Annotated in this window: 16 protein-coding genes; 13 read left to right on the top strand and 3 right to left on the bottom strand. The window is 56.8% G+C overall.

The features are described from left to right. The first annotated feature begins 123 nt into the window (after positions 1–123). The 13 genes from nrdH to leuA all read left to right on the top strand — a co-directional run bounded on the left by nrdH (position 124) and on the right by leuA (position 14110). Positions 124–366 (top strand): glutaredoxin-like protein NrdH, encoded by a 243-nt coding sequence (nrdH, locus tag Q1L34_RS05520; protein ID WP_118860385.1) that lies wholly within the window; start codon positions 124–126, stop codon positions 364–366. Beyond that, positions 363–773, top strand: a complete 411-nt coding sequence (gene nrdI, locus Q1L34_RS05515) for a class Ib ribonucleoside-diphosphate reductase assembly flavoprotein NrdI (protein WP_004866776.1) — start codon at positions 363–365, stop codon at positions 771–773. The genes nrdH and nrdI overlap by 4 nt, the downstream gene beginning before the upstream one ends. Continuing rightward, positions 746–2890: a class 1b ribonucleoside-diphosphate reductase subunit alpha gene (nrdE, locus tag Q1L34_RS05510; protein ID WP_327204387.1), complete on the top strand. Its 2145-nt coding sequence runs from the start codon at positions 746–748 to the stop codon at positions 2888–2890. The genes nrdI and nrdE overlap by 28 nt, the downstream gene beginning before the upstream one ends. A gap of 10 nt (positions 2891–2900) precedes the next feature. Further along, entirely contained in the window at positions 2901–3863 is a 963-nt protein-coding gene (nrdF, locus tag Q1L34_RS05505; RefSeq protein ID WP_118860386.1) for a class 1b ribonucleoside-diphosphate reductase subunit beta, read from the top strand. A gap of 355 nt (positions 3864–4218) precedes the next feature. Beyond that, positions 4219–5421, top strand: coding sequence for a glycine betaine/L-proline ABC transporter ATP-binding protein ProV (gene proV / locus Q1L34_RS05500; RefSeq protein ID WP_004866784.1), 1203 nt, complete (start codon positions 4219–4221; stop codon positions 5419–5421). Continuing rightward, complete coding sequence (proW, locus tag Q1L34_RS05495) at positions 5414–6478, top strand: glycine betaine/L-proline ABC transporter permease ProW (RefSeq protein ID WP_004866787.1); 1065 nt, start codon at positions 5414–5416, stop codon at positions 6476–6478. The genes proV and proW overlap by 8 nt, the downstream gene beginning before the upstream one ends. 71 nt (positions 6479–6549) lie before the next feature. Continuing rightward, positions 6550–7548, top strand: coding sequence for a glycine betaine/L-proline ABC transporter substrate-binding protein ProX (proX, locus tag Q1L34_RS05490; RefSeq protein ID WP_004866790.1), 999 nt, complete (start codon positions 6550–6552; stop codon positions 7546–7548). Between the two features lie 207 nt (positions 7549–7755). After that, positions 7756–8484: an AzlC family ABC transporter permease gene (locus tag Q1L34_RS05485; protein WP_015585890.1), complete on the top strand. Its 729-nt coding sequence runs from the start codon at positions 7756–7758 to the stop codon at positions 8482–8484. After that, complete coding sequence (ygaH, locus tag Q1L34_RS05480; RefSeq protein ID WP_004866795.1) at positions 8474–8815, top strand: L-valine transporter subunit YgaH; 342 nt, start codon at positions 8474–8476, stop codon at positions 8813–8815. The genes Q1L34_RS05485 and ygaH overlap by 11 nt, the downstream gene beginning before the upstream one ends. Positions 8816–8899: 84 nt before the next feature. Further along, complete coding sequence (gene mprA, locus Q1L34_RS05475) at positions 8900–9430, top strand: transcriptional repressor MprA (RefSeq protein ID WP_004866799.1); 531 nt, start codon at positions 8900–8902, stop codon at positions 9428–9430. 130 nt (positions 9431–9560) lie between these two features. Beyond that, positions 9561–10733, top strand: a complete 1173-nt coding sequence (gene emrA / locus Q1L34_RS05470) for a multidrug efflux MFS transporter periplasmic adaptor subunit EmrA (protein ID WP_004866802.1) — start codon at positions 9561–9563, stop codon at positions 10731–10733. Between the two features lie 15 nt (positions 10734–10748). Then, positions 10749–12287: a multidrug efflux MFS transporter permease subunit EmrB gene (gene emrB / locus Q1L34_RS05465; RefSeq protein ID WP_327204386.1), complete on the top strand. Its 1539-nt coding sequence runs from the start codon at positions 10749–10751 to the stop codon at positions 12285–12287. Between the two features lie 146 nt (positions 12288–12433). After that, complete coding sequence (gene leuA / locus Q1L34_RS05460; RefSeq protein WP_099144100.1) at positions 12434–14110, top strand: 2-isopropylmalate synthase; 1677 nt, start codon at positions 12434–12436, stop codon at positions 14108–14110. On the opposite strand, the gene Q1L34_RS05455 is transcribed toward leuA, so the two are convergent. The 3 genes from Q1L34_RS05455 to gshA form a co-directional block, all read right to left on the bottom strand. Next, positions 14068–14856 (bottom strand): AraC family transcriptional regulator, encoded by a 789-nt coding sequence (locus tag Q1L34_RS05455; protein WP_004866811.1) that lies wholly within the window; start codon positions 14854–14856, stop codon positions 14068–14070. The two genes, leuA and Q1L34_RS05455, sit on opposite strands and share 43 nt — an antisense overlap. A 51-nt stretch (positions 14857–14907) precedes the next feature. Next, positions 14908–15423 carry an S-ribosylhomocysteine lyase gene (gene luxS, locus Q1L34_RS05450; RefSeq protein ID WP_004866815.1) on the bottom strand — a complete coding sequence of 172 codons (516 nt, stop codon included), beginning with the start codon at positions 15421–15423 and terminating at the stop codon, positions 14908–14910. Between the two features lie 163 nt (positions 15424–15586). Beyond that, entirely contained in the window at positions 15587–17143 is a 1557-nt protein-coding gene (gene gshA / locus Q1L34_RS05445) for a glutamate--cysteine ligase (RefSeq protein WP_015585888.1), read from the bottom strand. Positions 17144–17284: the final 141 nt, after the last annotated feature.

The raw sequence follows: 17284 nt of genomic DNA, 5'->3' as shown, positions 1-17284 counted from the left end.
AACGCTATATATTGCGTGGTTGAACTTTTAGATAACTACATCTAGTATTTCCTGAACAGTTAACCGATAGCGGACGTCGCACTTTTTTGCGCCGTTCTGTTATCTTAAATGGAAATACGAATCATGCGCATTACTATTTACACTAAAAATGACTGCGTCCAGTGCCATGCCACTAAGCGGGCCATGGAAAGCCGCGGATTTGCCTTCGAGATGGTGAATGTTGAGCATCATCCGGAGGCCGCTGACATGCTGCGCGAACAGGGCTTTCGTCAGCTGCCGGTCGTGATAGCCGGTGAAACCCGCTGGTCCGGTTTTCGCCCGGATATGATTAACCGCCTGCGCCCCGAACCGGTGGCCAACGCATGAGCCTGATCGTCTACTTCTCCAGCAGTTCCGAAAATACGCATCGGTTCGTCCAGCGTCTGGGGCTGCCCGCGGTGCGCATTCCGCTTAACGAGCGGGAACGCATCCAGGTAGACGCCCCCTACATTCTCATTGTCCCCAGCTACGGCGGCGGCGGCACGGCTGGCGCGGTGCCCCGGCAGGCGATCCGCTTTTTAAACGACCCGCATAACCGCCAGCGGATACGCGGCGTGATTGCTGCCGGTAACCGTAACTTCGGCGACGCCTATGGCCGGGCCGGCGACGTCATCGCGCAAAAGTGCGGCGTACCGTATCTGTATCGCTTTGAGCTGATGGGCACCCCAACCGATGTCGATAACGTGCGTAAAGGAGTAAACGAATTTTGGCAACGACAACCGCAGAACGTCTAACCGCCGGGGCGGCGGATTTCCACGCCCTCAATGCGATGCTGAATTTGTATGACAGTAATGGCCGTATTCCGTTTGAAAAAGACCACCAGGCGGTAGACGCCTTTATGGCGACGCACGTGCTGACCCATACCGTCTCTTTCACGACGCAGAATGAAAAACTGGAATGGCTGATCGCCGAAGGCTATTACGATGCCAGCGTGCTGGCACGCTACGATCGCCGTTTTGTGCTGACGCTGTTTGACCACGCGCACGGCTACCCGTTCCGCTTTCGGACCTTTCTCGGCGCCTGGAAATTCTATACCAGCTATACCCTGAAGACCTTTGACGGCAAACGCTACCTTGAGCATTTTGCCGATCGCACCTGCATGGTCGCCCTCACCCTCGCGCAGGGAGATGAGACTCTGGCCCGGCAGTTGACCGATGAGATCCTCAGCGGGCGCTTTCAGCCGGCGACGCCCACCTTCCTCAACGCCGGTAAACAGCAGCGGGGCGAGCTGGTTTCCTGTTTCCTGCTGCGCATTGAAGACAATATGGAGTCGATTGGCCGGGCGGTGAACTCGGCGCTGCAGCTGTCTAAGCGCGGCGGCGGCGTGGCGTTTTTATTGTCCAATTTGCGCGAGTTCGGGGCACCGATTAAGCGCATTGAAAATCAATCTTCCGGCGTAGTGCCGGTGATGAAAATGCTCGAGGATGCCTTCTCCTACGCCAACCAGCTCGGCGCCCGCCAGGGAGCCGGGGCGGTCTACCTGCACGCCCATCATCCGGACATTCTGCGTTTTCTGGACACCAAGCGGGAAAACGCCGATGAGAAAATCCGCATCAAAACCCTGTCGCTTGGGGTCGTGATCCCGGACATTACCTTCCAGCTGGCAAAAGACGACGCGCAGATGGCGCTGTTCTCACCCTATGACGTCGAGCGCCTGTACGGCAAGCCGTTTGGCGATATCGCCATCAGCGAGATGTATACGCAGCTGGTCGCCGACGAGCGGGTCCGCAAACGTTGGATCCGCGCCCGGGAACTGTTCCAGCGGCTGGCAGAAATTCAGTTCGAGTCCGGCTATCCCTACATCATGTTTGAAGATACCGTCAACCGCGCCAATCCGATTGCCGGGCGAATTAACATGAGTAACCTGTGCTCGGAAATTTTGCAGGTCAACACTCCGTCGACCTTTGATGAAAATCTGGATTATGCCAGCGTAGGCCAGGATATCTCCTGCAACCTTGGGTCGCTGAATATTGCGCATACCATGGATTCGCCGGATTTTGCCCGCACGATCGCCGTGGCGGTGCGCGGCCTGACGGCGGTTTCCGACATGAGTGATATACGCTCGGTGCCATCGGTGGCGGCGGGCAATGCCGCCTCCCATGCCATCGGTCTTGGCCAGATGAACCTGCACGGTTATCTGGCCCGGGAAGGTATCGCCTACGGTAGCCCGGAAGGGCTGGACTTTACCAACTTCTATTTTTATACCGTCACCTGGCACGCGCTGCATACGTCGATGCAGATAGCCCGCGAGCGCGGTGAGCATTTTGCCGGATTTGAACAATCGCGCTATGCCAGCGGCGAATACTTCGAACGCTATCTGCAGGGCGACTGGCAGCCGAAAACGGCAACAGTGCGCGCGCTATTCGCCCGCGCCGGAATCCGCCTGCCCGACCGCGATATGTGGCTGAAGCTACGCGATAACGTCATGCGCCACGGTATCTATAACCGTAACTTGCAGGCCATCCCGCCAACCGGATCGATCTCCTATATCAACCATGCGACCTCGAGTATCCACCCGATTGTCTCAAAGATAGAGATCCGCAAAGAGGGGAAAACCGGGCGGGTTTACTACCCCGCGCCATTTATGACCAATGACAACCTGGCGCTCTATCAGGATGCCTGGGAAATCGGCCCGCAAAAAATTATCGACACCTATGCCGAAGCCACGCGGCACGTCGATCAGGGGCTGTCCCTGACGCTCTTTTTCCCCGATACCGCCACCACCCGCGATATCAACAAGGCGCAAATCTACGCGTGGAAGAAGGGAATCAAAACGCTGTATTACATCCGTCTGCGCCAGCTGGCGCTGGAAGGTACCGAAATCGAAGGCTGCGTGTCCTGCGCGCTGTAAGGAGAACAGGATGACCCATTTAACGCGTATTCGCGCTATTAACTGGAACAACATTGAGGACGATAAGGATCTGGAGGTCTGGAACCGTCTGACCAGCAACTTCTGGCTGCCGGAGAAAGTGCCGCTGTCTAACGACATTCCCGCCTGGCAGACGCTGACGCCAGTGGAACAGCAGCTTACTATTCGCGTGTTCACCGGACTGACGCTGCTCGATACGATTCAGAACACCATCGGCGCGCCGGCGCTGATGGCGGATGCGCTGACCGCGCACGAAGAGGCGGTGCTCTCCAACATCAGCTTTATGGAGGCGGTGCATGCCCGCTCCTACAGTTCGATTTTCTCCACCTTGTGCCAGACCAAAGATGTCGATGCCGCCTACGCCTGGAGCGAAGAGAATGCGCCGCTCCAACACAAAGCCCGGCTGATGCTGGAGTATTATCAGGCGGATAATCCGCTGAAGAAGAAAATCGCCAGCGTGTTTCTCGAATCCTTCCTCTTCTATTCCGGATTCTGGCTGCCGATGTATTTTTCAAGCCGCGGCAAAATGACCAATACCGCCGACCTGATTCGCTTGATTATCCGCGATGAAGCGGTGCACGGCTATTACATCGGCTATAAGTACCAAAAGGGGCTGGAAGACATCGCGGCCGACGAGCGGGAGCAGCTGAAGAATTTTGCCCTCGATCTGCTGATGGATTTATACGATAACGAACTGGCCTACACCCGGGATCTGTACGCCGACAGCGGCTGGATTGAGGAGGTGAACGCCTTCCTGTGTTACAACGCCAACAAAGCGCTGATGAACCTGGGCTACGAGGCGCTGTTTCCGGCAGAGATGGCGGCGGTCAACCCGGCGATTCTGGCGGCGCTTTCGCCAAATGCCGATGAAAATCATGACTTTTTCTCCGGCTCCGGTTCCTCGTATGTGATGGGCAAAACGGAAGAAACCGCCGACGACGATTGGGATTTTTAACCTTACTTTCACCAGGAATATATTGTCCGGTTTCCTGGTGATCTATTTCACATAATTAACTTTTATCACACAAAAAAACCACGCGATATTTTCCTGACATATTGCCGTAATATTCAGCAAGAATCGCGTGGTTCACCAGTTATTCCCCTGTCATCTGTAAAAAATATCACCTGCCAATAATCAACGCTCAGCCCTTCTATCATGGGGAATACGCCGAAGTGCGGCCCCCTCATTTCGCCGCCGATGGGACATTGAGGGTTGTCACAGAATCTGAGTATGTTAGGGTGTAAAAAGGTAATTATCTCCACCAGGTACTATATTGACATAATACAAATAACAGGAAACTCTCTATTGCATGGCAATTAAATTAGAAATTAAGAATCTCTATAAGATATTTGGCGAGCATCCACAGCGAGCGTTCAAATATATTGAAAAAGGATTTACTAAAGAACAACTACTGGAAAAAACGGGACTTTCGCTTGGCGTAAAAGACGCCAGTCTGACCATTGAAGAAGGCGAGATATTCGTCATCATGGGGCTTTCCGGCTCAGGAAAATCCACCATGGTTCGCCTTCTCAATCGCCTGATTGAACCCACCCGCGGGCAGGTGCTGATAGATGGCGTCGATATCGCCAAAATCTCAGAAGCCGAGCTGCGTGAGGTGCGCAGAAAAAAGATCGCTATGGTATTTCAGTCATTTGCGCTGATGCCGCATATGACCGTGCTCGACAATGCCGCCTTTGGTATGGAGCTGGCGGGCATGTCGACCCAGGAGCGCCAGCAGAAAGCGCTGGAGGCGCTGCGTCAGGTCGGCCTGGAGAATTACGCGCATGCTTACCCGGATGAGCTCTCCGGCGGAATGCGCCAGCGCGTCGGCCTCGCCCGCGCGCTGGCCATCAACCCTGATATCTTATTAATGGACGAAGCCTTCTCGGCCCTTGACCCATTAATTCGTACAGAAATGCAGGATGAGCTGACAAAATTACAGGCGAAACATCAGCGTACCGTGGTATTTATTTCCCACGATCTTGATGAAGCCATGCGCATTGGCGATCGCATCGCCATCATGCAAAATGGCGAAGTCATTCAGGTCGGTACCCCGGATGAAATACTGAATAATCCCGCCAATGATTATGTCAAAACCTTCTTCCGCGGTGTCGATATTAGCCAGGTGTTCAGCGCTAAAGATATTGCCCGACGAAGCCCGGTAGGCTTAATTCGTAAAACGCCAGGTTTCGGTCCGCGTTCAGCATTGAAATTATTGCAGGACGAAGACCGTGAATATGGTTATGTGATTGAACGTGGTAATAAGTTTGTCGGTATTGTCTCTATTGATTCACTGAAATCCGCCTTGAGCGAAGGTCAGGGAATTGATGCGGCGTTACTCGCATCCCCGCAGGCGGTAGATGCGCAAACGTCGCTCAGCGACCTGCTCTCCCACGTCGGCCAGGCACCGTGCGCGGTTCCGGTTGTGGATGAAGGGCACCAGTACATCGGCATTATTTCTAAAGGAATGCTGCTGAAGGCTTTAGATCGCGAGGGGGCAAACAATGGCTGATCAATCTAACCCGTGGGATACCGCACCGGCGGCGGATAGCGCCGCACAATCTGCCGATGCCTGGGGCACCCCGGCATCCGCACCGACCGATGGCGGCGGTGCCGACTGGCTAAACAGCGCGCCGGCGCCGCAGCCGGAACATTTCAACATCATGGATCCGTTCCATAAAACGCTGATCCCGCTCGACAGCTGGGTGACGCACGGTATCGACTGGATCGTGGTGCACTTCCGCCCGCTGTTCCAGGGCATCCGTGTGCCGGTGGACTACATCCTCAGCGCTTTCCAGCAGCTGTTATTAGGCATGCCGGCACCGGTCGCCATTGTGCTGTTCGCGCTTATCGCCTGGCAAATCTCCAGCGTGGGGATGGGCGTAGCGACGCTGATCTCTCTGGTTGCGATCGGTGCCATCGGCGCCTGGTCGCAGGCGATGGTGACTCTGGCGCTGGTTCTGACCGCACTGCTGTTCTGTATGCTGATCGGCCTGCCGCTGGGGATCTGGCTGGCGCGTAGCCCACGAGCGGCGAAAATTATTCGCCCGCTGCTGGATGCCATGCAGACAACGCCGGCGTTCGTCTACCTGGTACCGATTGTCATGCTGTTCGGGATTGGTAACGTTCCAGGCGTGGTGGTGACTATTATCTTCGCCCTGCCGCCTATCGTCCGTTTGACCATCCTCGGGATTAACCAGGTGCCCGCAGACCTGATTGAGGCTTCGCGCTCGTTCGGCGCCAGCCCGCGTCAGCTGCTCTTTAAAGTGCAGCTTCCGCTGGCAATGCCGACCATCATGGCCGGGGTTAACCAGACGCTGATGCTGGCGCTGTCAATGGTGGTGATCGCCTCGATGATCGCCGTGGGCGGTCTTGGCCAGATGGTGCTGCGCGGGATCGGCCGCCTCGATATGGGGCTGGCGAGCGTCGGCGGCGTCGGGATCGTCATTCTGGCGATTATTCTCGACCGCCTGACCCAGGCCGTCGGCCGCGATTCCCGCAGCCGCGGCAACCGTCGCTGGTACGCAACCGGTCCTCTGGGGCTGATTACCCGCCCGTTCTGTAAATAGTCTTCTCATCGCCCGGCGGCACTGCACCTGCCGGGCCCGCAGCTCTCCCTTCTCATTCATAAGGAATAACGATGCGACATAACACGATTATTGCCACAACGTTTGCCACTCTGCTCGCCACCAGCGCTGCCTGGGCAGCCGACCTACCGGGAAAAGGCATTACCGTCAAACCGATTCAAAGCACCATTACGGAAGAGACCTTCCAGACCCTGCTGGTGAGCCGCGCGCTGGAAAAACTGGGCTACACCGTCGATAAGCCCAGCGAAGTGGACTACAACGTTGGCTATACCTCGCTTGCCTCCGGCGACGCGACCTTCACCGCCGTCAACTGGCAGCCGCTGCATGACGATATGTACGCTGCCGCCGGTGGCGATAAAAGCTTCTATCGCGAAGGCGTTTTTGTTAACGGCGCGGCACAGGGCTACCTGATTGACAAAAAAACCGCCGAACAGTATCACATCAAATCCATCGATCAGCTGAAAGACCCGAAAATTGCCAAACTGTTCGACACCAACGGCGACGGTAAAGCCGATCTGACCGGTTGTACGCCGGGCTGGGGCTGCGAAGCGGTCATTAATCATCAGATTGATGCCTATGGCCTGAGCAAAACGGTGGTGCACAACCAGGGGAATTATGCGGCGATGATGGCCGATACCATTGCCCGCTTTAAAGAAGGTAAGCCGGTTATCTACTACACATGGACGCCGTACTGGGTCAGCGACGTGCTGAAGCCGGGCAAAGATGTCGTCTGGCTGCAGGTTCCGTTCTCCTCCCTGCCGGGAGTGCAGAAAAATATCGATACCAAACTGGCTAACGGCGCGAACTATGGCTTCCCGGTAAGCACGATGCACATCGTGGCCAACAAAGCCTGGGCAGAGAAAAACCCGGCGGCGGCAAAACTGTTTAGCATCATGAAACTACCGATTGCCGACATTAACGCCGAAAACGCCATGATGCATGAAGGTCATGCCTCAGAAGCGGATATTCAGGGTCACGTTGATGGCTGGATCAAAGCCCACCAGCAGCAGTTTGACGGCTGGGTGAAAGAAGCGCTGGCCGCGCAGAAGTAACCTGCCCTCAGGCCCGGAGGCAGCGCGCAGTCCGGGTACCTGAGCGCGCCACTCCGCTACCCCGGCGCGGCCGGGGTAACGTTCAGACGGTCCCACTCCCCCGCCAGCGCCGTTTAACAAGGTGTCAAAGCGCCCCGCTCTCTGCTAAGGTAATCTCACCTGTTCAATCATGTGATATTCACGTGAGTTATCAATAAATAACGCGCTATGGAAAAACCTGCCCCTGCCAGTGAGGCCACGCTGCCTGAAGGGATTAAGGACAGCCTGCCGATTGTGATTAGCTACATTCCCGTGGCCTTCGCCTTTGGCCTGAACGCCACCCGACTCGGCTTCACGCCGCTGGAAAGCCTGTTCTTTTCCTGCATCATCTACGCCGGCGCCAGCCAGTTCGTCATTACCGCGATGCTCGCCGCAGGCAGCTCGCTGTGGGTGGCGGCCCTCACCGTGATGGCGATGGATGTGCGTCACGTTCTGTACGGCCCTTCGCTACGTAGCCGCATTCATCGCGCGCTGGATAAACGAAAAACCGCGCTCTGGGCTTTTGGCCTGACCGACGAAGTTTTCGCGGCGGCCACCGCAAAGCTGGTTCGCGACAACCGCCGCTGGAGCGAAAGCTGGATGCTCGGTATCGCCTTCACCTCCTGGATATCATGGGTGTTCGGCACGCTGATCGGCGCCTACTCCGGTAGCGGCCTGCTGGTCGGTTTTCCGGCGGTGGAAGCCGCGCTGAGCTTTATGCTACCCGCGCTGTTTATGAGCTTCTTACTGGCCTCGTTCCAGCGGAAACAGTCTCTCAGCGTGACGGCCGCCCTGGCCGGTGCCCTGGGCGGCATTATTCTGTTTTCTATTCCAGCGGCCATTCTCGCCGGGATTGTCTGCGGCTGTCTGGCCGCGCTGATTCAGGCCAGCATTCAGGGGATGCCCGATGAACAATAACGTGCTGATTATCGGGATAGTGGTCGGCTGCGTGAACTATCTGTTTCGCTATCTGCCGCTGCGCCTGCGCGCAGGAAACGCGCGCCCGACGCGACGCGGTCCGCTCAGCGTGCTGCTCGATACCATCGGCATCGCCTCCATCTGCGCCCTGCTGATCGTCTCCAGCGTGCCGGAAATCCTCAGCGATTCCAGACGGCTGCTGCCTACGTTGGTTGGATTCACGGTGTTGGGACTGGCGTTCTGGAAGACGCGCAGCATTATTATGCCCACGCTGCTGAGCGCGTTGGCCTATGGAATAGCATGGAAAATCACAACTTTTTTATACTTTTAAAGTATCAATTTTAGTCAATAATTGATTTGATTTATTTGTCACAATAGTTATTATATCGGCTGTAATTAATGAGGTCATACCCAAATGGATAGTTCGTTTACTCCCATTGAGCAAATGCTCAAGTTCCGCGCCAGCCGTCACGAAGATTTCCCTTTCCAGGAGATTCTGCTCACCCGCCTCTGTATGCACATGCAAGGTAAGCTACTGGAAAACCGCAATAAGATGCTGAAAGCGCAGGGGATTAACGAGACATTATTTATGGCGCTGATCACGCTGGAGTCTCAGGAAAACCACAGTATTCAGCCTTCTGAGCTGAGCTGCGCGCTGGGATCGTCACGGACCAACGCAACCCGTATTGCCGATGAACTGGAAAAACGCGGCTGGATTGAGCGTCGCGAAAGCGACAACGATCGCCGCTGCCTGCATCTGCAACTCACCGACAAAGGTCATCAGTTTTTGCGCGAAGTTTTACCGCCGCAGCACAACTGCCTGCATCAGCTCTGGTCTTCTCTGAGCACCAGCGAGAAAGACCAGCTCGAGCACATCACCCGCAAACTGCTTAGCCGCCTTGACCAGATGGAAGAGGATGGCGTACTGGCGGAGTCGCTGCGTTAAGCGCGGGAACTGCTCAAAACTTTTTCTGGATTGACAAGGAAAAACAGACAGGCCAGCAGATCATCTGCTGGCCTTTCTGATAAACAGGTCGGCTCAGCCGATGTGAAATAATAAGATCGTGGAGAATAACATGAGCGCAAATGCGGAGAGCCAAACCCCGCAGCAACCGGACAGCAAGAAGGGCAAACGCAAAGGCGCCCTTCTGCTACTGACATTGCTCTTTATTATTATTGCCGTGGCATACGGAGTTTATTGGTTTTTGGTACTGCGTCATTATGAAGAGACCGATGACGCTTACGTGGCAGGGAACCAGGTGCAAATCATGGCGCAGGTGTCCGGCAGCGTGACGAAAGTCTGGGCCGACAACACCGATTTCGTGCAGCAAGGCGACCCGCTGGTCACCCTGGACCAGACCGATGCCCAGCAGGCATTTGAAAAAGCGAAAACCCAGCTGGCCGCCAGCGTTCGCCAGACGCGTCAGCAGATGATCAACAGCAAACAGCTGCAGGCGAATATCGACGTCAAGAAAACGGCGCTCTCTCAGGCACAGACCGATCTCAATCGTCGTATCCCGCTGGGCGCCGCCAACCTGATTGGCCGCGAAGAGCTGCAGCACGCTCGCGATACCGTCGCCAGCGCCCAGGCCGAACTGGATGTCGCCATTCAGCAATTCAACGCTAACCAGGCTATCGTGCTGAATACCCGCCTGGAACAACAGCCGGCGGTTCTGCAGGCGGCGACGGATGTCCGCAACGCCTGGCTTGCGCTGCAGCGTACGCAAATCGTCAGCCCGATTAGCGGCTACGTTTCCCGTCGTGCCGTGCAGCCCGGCGCCCAGATTAGCCCCACCACGCCGCTGATGGCGGTCGTACCGGCCACCAATCTGTGGATCGACGCCAACTTTAAAGAGACTCAGCTGGCGCATATGCGCATCGGCCAGGAAGCGACCGTCATCAGCGATATTTACGGCGATGATGTGAAGTACACCGGCAAGGTCGTCGGGCTGGACATGGGGACCGGCAGCGCGTTCTCACTGCTGCCGGCACAAAACGCCACCGGTAACTGGATCAAAGTGGTCCAGCGTCTGCCGGTACGTATTGAGCTCGATGCCAAACAGCTGGCTGAACATCCGCTGCGTATTGGTCTTTCAACGCTGGTTGAAGTGAACACCACCAACCGCGATGGCGAAATGCTGGCTAACCAGACGCGCAAATCCCCGGTTTATGAAAGCAATGCCCGCGAAATCGCCCTTGAGCCGGTGAACAAACTGATCGACGGTATCATCCAGGCTAACGCGGGATAATTCGGAGTGAGCGTAATGCAACCGCAAAAACCGCTGGAAGGCGCGCAGCTGGTCATCATGACCATTGCGCTGTCGCTTGCGACCTTCATGCAGGTGCTGGACTCCACTATCGCCAACGTGGCCATTCCGACCATTGCCGGTAACCTTGGCTCATCGTTGAGCCAGGGGACCTGGGTTATCACCTCCTTCGGGGTGGCGAATGCTATCTCTATACCGATCACCGGCTGGCTGGCAAAACGCGTCGGGGAAGTGAAGCTGTTCCTGTGGTCGACGGTGGCATTTGCCATCGCCTCCTGGGCCTGCGGGATGTCCAACAGCCTGACGATGCTGATTTTCTTCCGCGTGATTCAGGGGATCGTCGCCGGTCCGTTGATTCCGCTGTCGCAAAGTCTGCTGCTCAGCAACTATCCGCCCGTCAAACGTTCTATCGCGCTGGCGCTGTGGTCGATGACGGTGATCGTCGCGCCGATTTGCGGCCCTATTCTCGGCGGCTATATCAGCGACAACTACCACTGGGGCTGGATCTTCTTCATCAACGTACCGATTGGCATCGCGGTGGTGGTGATGACGCTGCAAACCCTGCGCAGTCGCGAAACCCGTACCGAACAGCGGCGGATTGACGGCGTCGGCCTGGCGCTGCTGGTGATCGGTATCGGCAGCCTGCAGGTGATGCTTGACCGCGGTAAAGAGCTGGACTGGTTCGCTTCCAACGAGATTATCGTGCTGACAATCGTCGCGGTGATCGCCATCAGTTTCCTGATCGTCTGGGAGCTGACCGACGACAACCCGATCGTCGACCTCTCGCTCTTTAAATCGCGAAACTTCACCATTGGCTGTCTGTGCATCAGTCTCGCCTACATGCTCTACTTCGGTGCTATCGTGCTGCTGCCGCAGCTGCTGCAGGAGGTGTATGGTTATACCGCCACCTGGGCCGGTCTGGCTTCCGCACCGGTGGGGGTAATCCCGGTTATCCTGTCGCCAATTATCGGCCGCTTTGCCCATAAGCTCGATATGCGCCGGCTGGTGACCTTCAGCTTTATCATGTACGCGGTGTGCTTCTACTGGCGCGCCTGGACTTTCGAGCCCGGCATGGACTTCGGCGCCTCGGCGTGGCCGCAGTTTATCCAGGGCTTCGCGGTGGCCTGCTTCTTTATGCCGCTGACCACCATCACCCTGTCCGGCCTGCCGCCGGAACGGCTGGCGGCGGCATCAAGCCTGTCGAACTTCACCCGTACGCTGGCAGGGTCAATAGGCACCTCGATTACCACCACCATGTGGACTAACCGCGAGGCGCTGCACCATGCGCAGCTCACCGAGTCGGTGACGCCCTATAATCCCAACGCCCAGCAGATGTATGACCAGCTGCAGGGATTAGGGATGACTCAACAGCAGGCGTCCGGCTGGATAGCGCAGCAGATAACTAACCAGGGGCTGATTATCTCCGCCAACGAAATCTTCTGGTTCTCGGCGGCGATCTTTATCCTGCTGCTGGGGCTGGTGTGGTTTGCCAGACCGCCGTTTAGCGCCGGGGGCGGCGGCGGCGGTGCGCACTAAGGTTTGACCTGAAGGGATCTGCGGATCCCTTTTTTATTGCCGGCGCTACGCCAACCTTGTCCAGTTCTCGCTAGTTTCTGTCCAGTTTGCTAAAGCAGCCCGCTCTGCGCTTCGGCAGGATAAAGATCCGACACAAGGAGAGAACTATGCTGACAAATCCCGGTGAAAAATATCGCCCCTGGCCGCCCATTTCCCTGCCCGACCGCCGCTGGCCGGACAACCCGATAACCCACGCGCCGCGCTGGCTCTCAACCGACCTGCGCGATGGCAACCAGGCGCTGGCCGAACCGATGGACGGCGCACGTAAGCTGCAGTTCTGGGATCTGCTGCTGGAGTGCGGATTTAAAGAGATTGAAGTCGCCTTCCCCTCGGCATCTCAGACCGACTTCAACTTCGTCCGCCAGCTGATTGAGGAACAGCGCATTCCAGAAGATGTCACCATCCAGGTGCTGACCCAGGCGCGAGAAGATCTTATCCTGCGAACCTTTGAATCGCTGCGCGGCGCCCATCGCGCCACCGTCCATCTGTACAACGCCACCGCCCCGCTGTTCCGCAAGCTGGTTTTCGGGATGGATAAAGCGCAGGTCATTGAGCTGGCAACCCGCGCCACTCGCCTGATTCGCCAGCAGTGTGAAGAGCAGCCGCAGACCCGCTGGCAGTATGAATACTCCCCGGAAACCTTCTGCTTTACCGAACCGGAATTTGCCCTGGATATCTGCGAAGCGGTAGCGGATATCTGGCAGCCCTGCGCACAACGACCGATGATTATCAACCTGCCAGCCACCGTCGAGGTCAGTACCCCGAACGTTTACGCTGACCAGATTGAGTTTTTCTGCCGCCATTTCTCCCGCCGGGCCGATGTCTGCATTAGCGTTCATCCGCATAATGACCGGGGGACCGGCGTTGCCAGCGCGGAGCTGGCGGTGATGGCCGGCGCCGACCGCGTAGAAGGCTGTCTGTTCGGCAACGGTGAGCGTACCGGTAACGTCTGTCTGGTCACCCTGGCCATGAACCTCTACAGCCAGGGGATTACGCCGCAGCTCAGCTTCCCGGAGATGAAACGGGTTGTGGAAGTGGTGGAGAACTGCAATCAGCTGCCGGTTCATCCTCGCCATCCGTGGGCCGGCAGCCTCGCCTACACCGCCTTTTCCGGTTCTCATCAGGATGCCATTAAGAAGGGATTCGATGCCCGTCAGCCCGGCGATCGTTGGGAGATGCCCTACCTGCCCGTCGACCCGCAGGACATCGGCTGTAGCTATGAAGCGGTTATTCGCGTCAACAGCCAGTCCGGTAAGAGCGGCAGCGCCTGGTTAATCGAACAGAATCACGGACTGAAGCTGCCCCGTGCGCTGCAGCAAGATTTCAGCCTGCACGTTCAGCAAGAGACCGATACGCATGGCAAAGAGATGACGCAGAATGCCCTCTGGCAGCTGTTCCGTTCCCGTTACGGGCTGGTTACTCAGCCACCGCTGGCGCTGCTGGAGTATAAAACTGACAGCCGACAGGACGGCCAGCTTGCGTTACAGGGTACGCTGCGGGTCAACGGTGAGACGCGCCGCCTTCAGGGTCACGGTAATGGCCTGCTCTCCGCGGCCGCCAGCGGCCTCAGCGCGCTGCTGAAGCAAGCGTTCGTCATTAAGGACTACCACGAACATACTCTCGGTGAACGTAGCGACAGCCGTTCAGTGGCCTATATTCGCTGTATTTTCCCCAATGGCGACAGCCGCTGGGGCGTTGGAATCGATAATGACGTGGCGCGCGCCTCATTGCAGGCGCTGTGTCATGCGGTCGGCGCAGACGCGCAAGCCGGCGGACGGAAGTAATCGCTGGGGGCGACGCCCATCACCCGACGAAACATCGCGCTGAAGGCGCTATGGCTGCCATAGCCCAGATCGAGCGCCACCCGCAGCACCGATTGTCCCTGCGCCAGGCGAACCAACGCTTCCATCAGCTTCGCCCGGCGCACCCATTCACTCCAGGTGAGCGTGGTCTGCTGCTGAAAATGGCGGTTGAGCGTGCGTTCGCTCATATTGCTCTCTTTCGCCGCCTGCTGGCTGCTCCAGGCTTGTCCCGGCATTTCCCGCACCTTGTGACATAAACGGCGCAGCGCCTCGCTCCGGGGCTCCAGCAGGCCAAATGGCAGCACCGCCATACCGCGAATCTCATCGAGAATGAGTTCATAAATGCGCTCATCGCGACTGCCGGGTTGATAGCGCTCCGCCAGGGCCAGCGAGGTGACGATCAGCTCACGCAGCAGCGGAGTGATCTGCACGATCTGGCACGAAGACGGCAGATCGGCCCGGGCGAGCGGATCGATAAACAGCGTGCGGGCCGCGACCTGTCCGGTGACACGCAGCGCGTGGGGCGTACCTGCCGGCAGCCAGACGCCGCGTCCGGGCGGGACAACCCAGTAGCCCACCGGCGTGTCAACCCGCACCACGCCGCTGAGAATATGCAGCAGCTGGGCGCAGTCATGCTGATGCCACGGTTCGCTATCACCGTGAGCGTAATCATGGGCAAATGGCACCAGGGCGCGGTGTTGAAACGAGAAGGTGAGGGTCGTCGACATAGCGGCGCAGGAATAGCGGCCCGGCGGAAATCGCCGGACCGACAATAAGCACTAGATGTGCAGTTCTTGCAGGGTTTCTTTCGGCAGGGCCAGCTCATCGTTGCTGTTGATGCGCACATCGCGCTCGATGATATGGCGTGCGATCTCCTGAGCTTCTTCCAGCGAGTGCATGGTATAGGTACCGCACTGGTAGACGTTCAGTTCCGGGATCTGCTTCTGATCTTTCACTTTCAGCACATCGGCCATCGCCGCTTTCCAGGCGTCGGCTACACGCTGCTCATCCGGCGTACCAATCAGGCTCATATAGAAGCCCGTACGGCAGCCCATCGGAGAGATGTCGATAATTTCCACACCATTGCCGTTCAGGTGGTCGCGCATAAAGCCCGCGAACAGGTGCTCAAGAGTATGAATCCCTCTTTCCGGCATCACTTCCTGGTTTGGTACGCAAAAACGCAGATCGAAAACGGTAATTTCATCGCCGTGCGGCGTGTTCATTTTCTTCGCAACGCGCACCGCCGGTGCTTCCATGCGGGTATGGTCGACTGTGAAACTATCTAACAACGGCATTCTTCACCTCCGATAGTGATTTTTTTTAAAATAAAATGAACTCTTCTTACACCCGCGAGTCTGAGTATATGAAAGACGCGCATTTATTATCATCATCATCCCTGAATCAGAGATGAAAGTTTGGCCACATTGATGTGGCCTTTTTCTTTTGTACCGCTTTTTGCTACGCGTGTCTTGCTAACAGGGCTTCAAACGGCTCGCTATCTTCCGCTTCCACCTTCTGCTGGCGCATCACTGAAGCTTCACGTTCAGCGATAAAATCATCTTCACGCAAAATTTCCAGCGGCTCTTCCCGCAGCATCGTACGATATCGATCGGCCAGCTCCCTACCGGTGCCGCCAATCCCTTCTTCAAGCATAGAACGCAGAATGCGGGCTGAGAAAGTTAATTCCGGATCGTCGAAGCTGGCAACCAGCTCATCACAAACCTGCTGGTAGGCTTCGCCACCGTGGATGCTATCTAACGTCTGCGCCACGCGGCGCAAATCACGGAACAGATCTTTACCCACTTGAGCCAGCGGGAACTGCGCGCTTTCGCAGCCGATACCCAGCGTCAGCCCCGGCTTACGGCCTTCCAGAATCACGCGATTCCAGTTGGTGCGCGTACACAGCAGCTCATCGCTGCTCATTTCCGGCGCATCGGCCAGCACGCACCAGACCATAAACAGGTCGAGGAAACGCACCTGCTGCTCGTCAACGCCAATCGGCGAGAACGGGTTGATATCCAGCGAGCGGACTTCGATATATTCAATACCGCCGCGCAGCAGCGCGTCGGAAGGCGTCTCACCGCTGCGGGTCACACGCTTCGGCCGAATTGGCGCGTAGAGTTCGTTCTCAATCTGCAGAATATTGCTGTTGATTTGCAGATGCTTGCCATCTTTCTCGAGGCCAATCCGGGCATACTCTTCCGACGGCGTTTTAATCGCCCGCTTCAATCCTGCCACATACTCGTGGAGATCGTTAAACGTAATCCCGAGATTGCTTTGCGACTTATTGGTATAACCCAGATCGCTCAGGCGCAGCGAGGTCGCATAAGGCAGGTAGTACATACCATTTTCCGCTTTCTCAAACGGCAGCGTCGTCGGTTTGCCCTGCAGGAACGAAGAGCAGATAGCCGGAGAGGCGCCGAACAGGTATGGGATCACCCAACCGAAGCGGTAATAGTTACGAATTGAACGGAAATAGCCGGCGGAAATCGCCTCTTTGCCGCTTTCCGCATCGTCAACGCCGCACTTCGCCTGCCAGAAAGCCATCGGCAGCGAGAAGTTATAGTGCACGCCGGAGATAGTTTGCATCAGCGCGCCATAGCGGTTCTTCAACCCCTCGCGGTACAGCGTTTTCAGACGGCCAATATTCGAGGTGCCATACTGCGCCAGTTCGATATCCTGACCAGGAGCAATATAGCAAGGCATGCTCAGTGGCCACATCCGCTCATCGCCCAGTTGACGAGCGGTATAGCGATGAACATCGCGCATAAAGGTGAGCATATGCTGAATGTCGCCATCAACCGGCGTAATAAACTCCAGCAGCGCTTCAGCAAAGTCGGTAGTAATCCATTTATGGGTCAGCGCCGAGCCAAGGGCCTGAGGGTGACCGGTCGTCGCCAGTGAGCCATCGGCATTGACGCGCAGCGTTTCACGCTCAAGACCACGTTGGATACCCTGAAGAGCCTGTGGATTTTTTTCCAGCCAGGCCAGCGCCTGTGATACATCCGGGATCAATTTGACCTCCCGCCTGTCGAAATCGTTTGAATAAGCATAATTGTAATGGTGACCATACAGGTTATCCCAGAAGACGTTACTGTTGCCGGTTCCGCGCGCGAAAACCGGATCGCACTGGCAGTACGTGCGGATTTCGGGCAC

It is taken from the genome of Klebsiella ornithinolytica, assembly GCF_030505655.1.
GTDB classification, from domain to species: domain Bacteria; phylum Pseudomonadota; class Gammaproteobacteria; order Enterobacterales; family Enterobacteriaceae; genus Klebsiella; species Klebsiella ornithinolytica.
This window is presented reverse-complemented; position numbering and strand designations above follow the sequence as displayed.

What these genes read in the sequence shown, in the direction of transcription:
- nrdH (WP_118860385.1), top strand. Translation starts at nt 124, where the DNA reads ATGCGCATTACTATTTACACTAAAAATGACTGCGTCCAGTGCCATGCC.
- nrdI (WP_004866776.1), top strand. Translation starts at nt 363, where the DNA reads ATGAGCCTGATCGTCTACTTCTCCAGCAGTTCCGAAAATACGCATCGG.
- nrdF (WP_118860386.1), top strand. Translation starts at nt 2,901, where the DNA reads ATGACCCATTTAACGCGTATTCGCGCTATTAACTGGAACAACATTGAG.
- proV (WP_004866784.1), top strand. Translation starts at nt 4,219, where the DNA reads ATGGCAATTAAATTAGAAATTAAGAATCTCTATAAGATATTTGGCGAG.
- proW (WP_004866787.1), top strand. Translation starts at nt 5,414, where the DNA reads ATGGCTGATCAATCTAACCCGTGGGATACCGCACCGGCGGCGGATAGC.
- proX (WP_004866790.1), top strand. Translation starts at nt 6,550, where the DNA reads ATGCGACATAACACGATTATTGCCACAACGTTTGCCACTCTGCTCGCC.
- Q1L34_RS05485 (WP_015585890.1), top strand. Translation starts at nt 7,756, where the DNA reads ATGGAAAAACCTGCCCCTGCCAGTGAGGCCACGCTGCCTGAAGGGATT.
- ygaH (WP_004866795.1), top strand. Translation starts at nt 8,474, where the DNA reads ATGAACAATAACGTGCTGATTATCGGGATAGTGGTCGGCTGCGTGAAC.
- mprA (WP_004866799.1), top strand. Translation starts at nt 8,900, where the DNA reads ATGGATAGTTCGTTTACTCCCATTGAGCAAATGCTCAAGTTCCGCGCC.
- emrA (WP_004866802.1), top strand. Translation starts at nt 9,561, where the DNA reads ATGAGCGCAAATGCGGAGAGCCAAACCCCGCAGCAACCGGACAGCAAG.
- emrB (WP_327204386.1), top strand. Translation starts at nt 10,749, where the DNA reads ATGCAACCGCAAAAACCGCTGGAAGGCGCGCAGCTGGTCATCATGACC.
- leuA (WP_099144100.1), top strand. Translation starts at nt 12,434, where the DNA reads ATGCTGACAAATCCCGGTGAAAAATATCGCCCCTGGCCGCCCATTTCC.
- Q1L34_RS05455 (WP_004866811.1), bottom strand. Translation starts at nt 14,856, where the DNA reads ATGTCGACGACCCTCACCTTCTCGTTTCAACACCGCGCCCTGGTGCCA.
- luxS (WP_004866815.1), bottom strand. Translation starts at nt 15,423, where the DNA reads ATGCCGTTGTTAGATAGTTTCACAGTCGACCATACCCGCATGGAAGCA.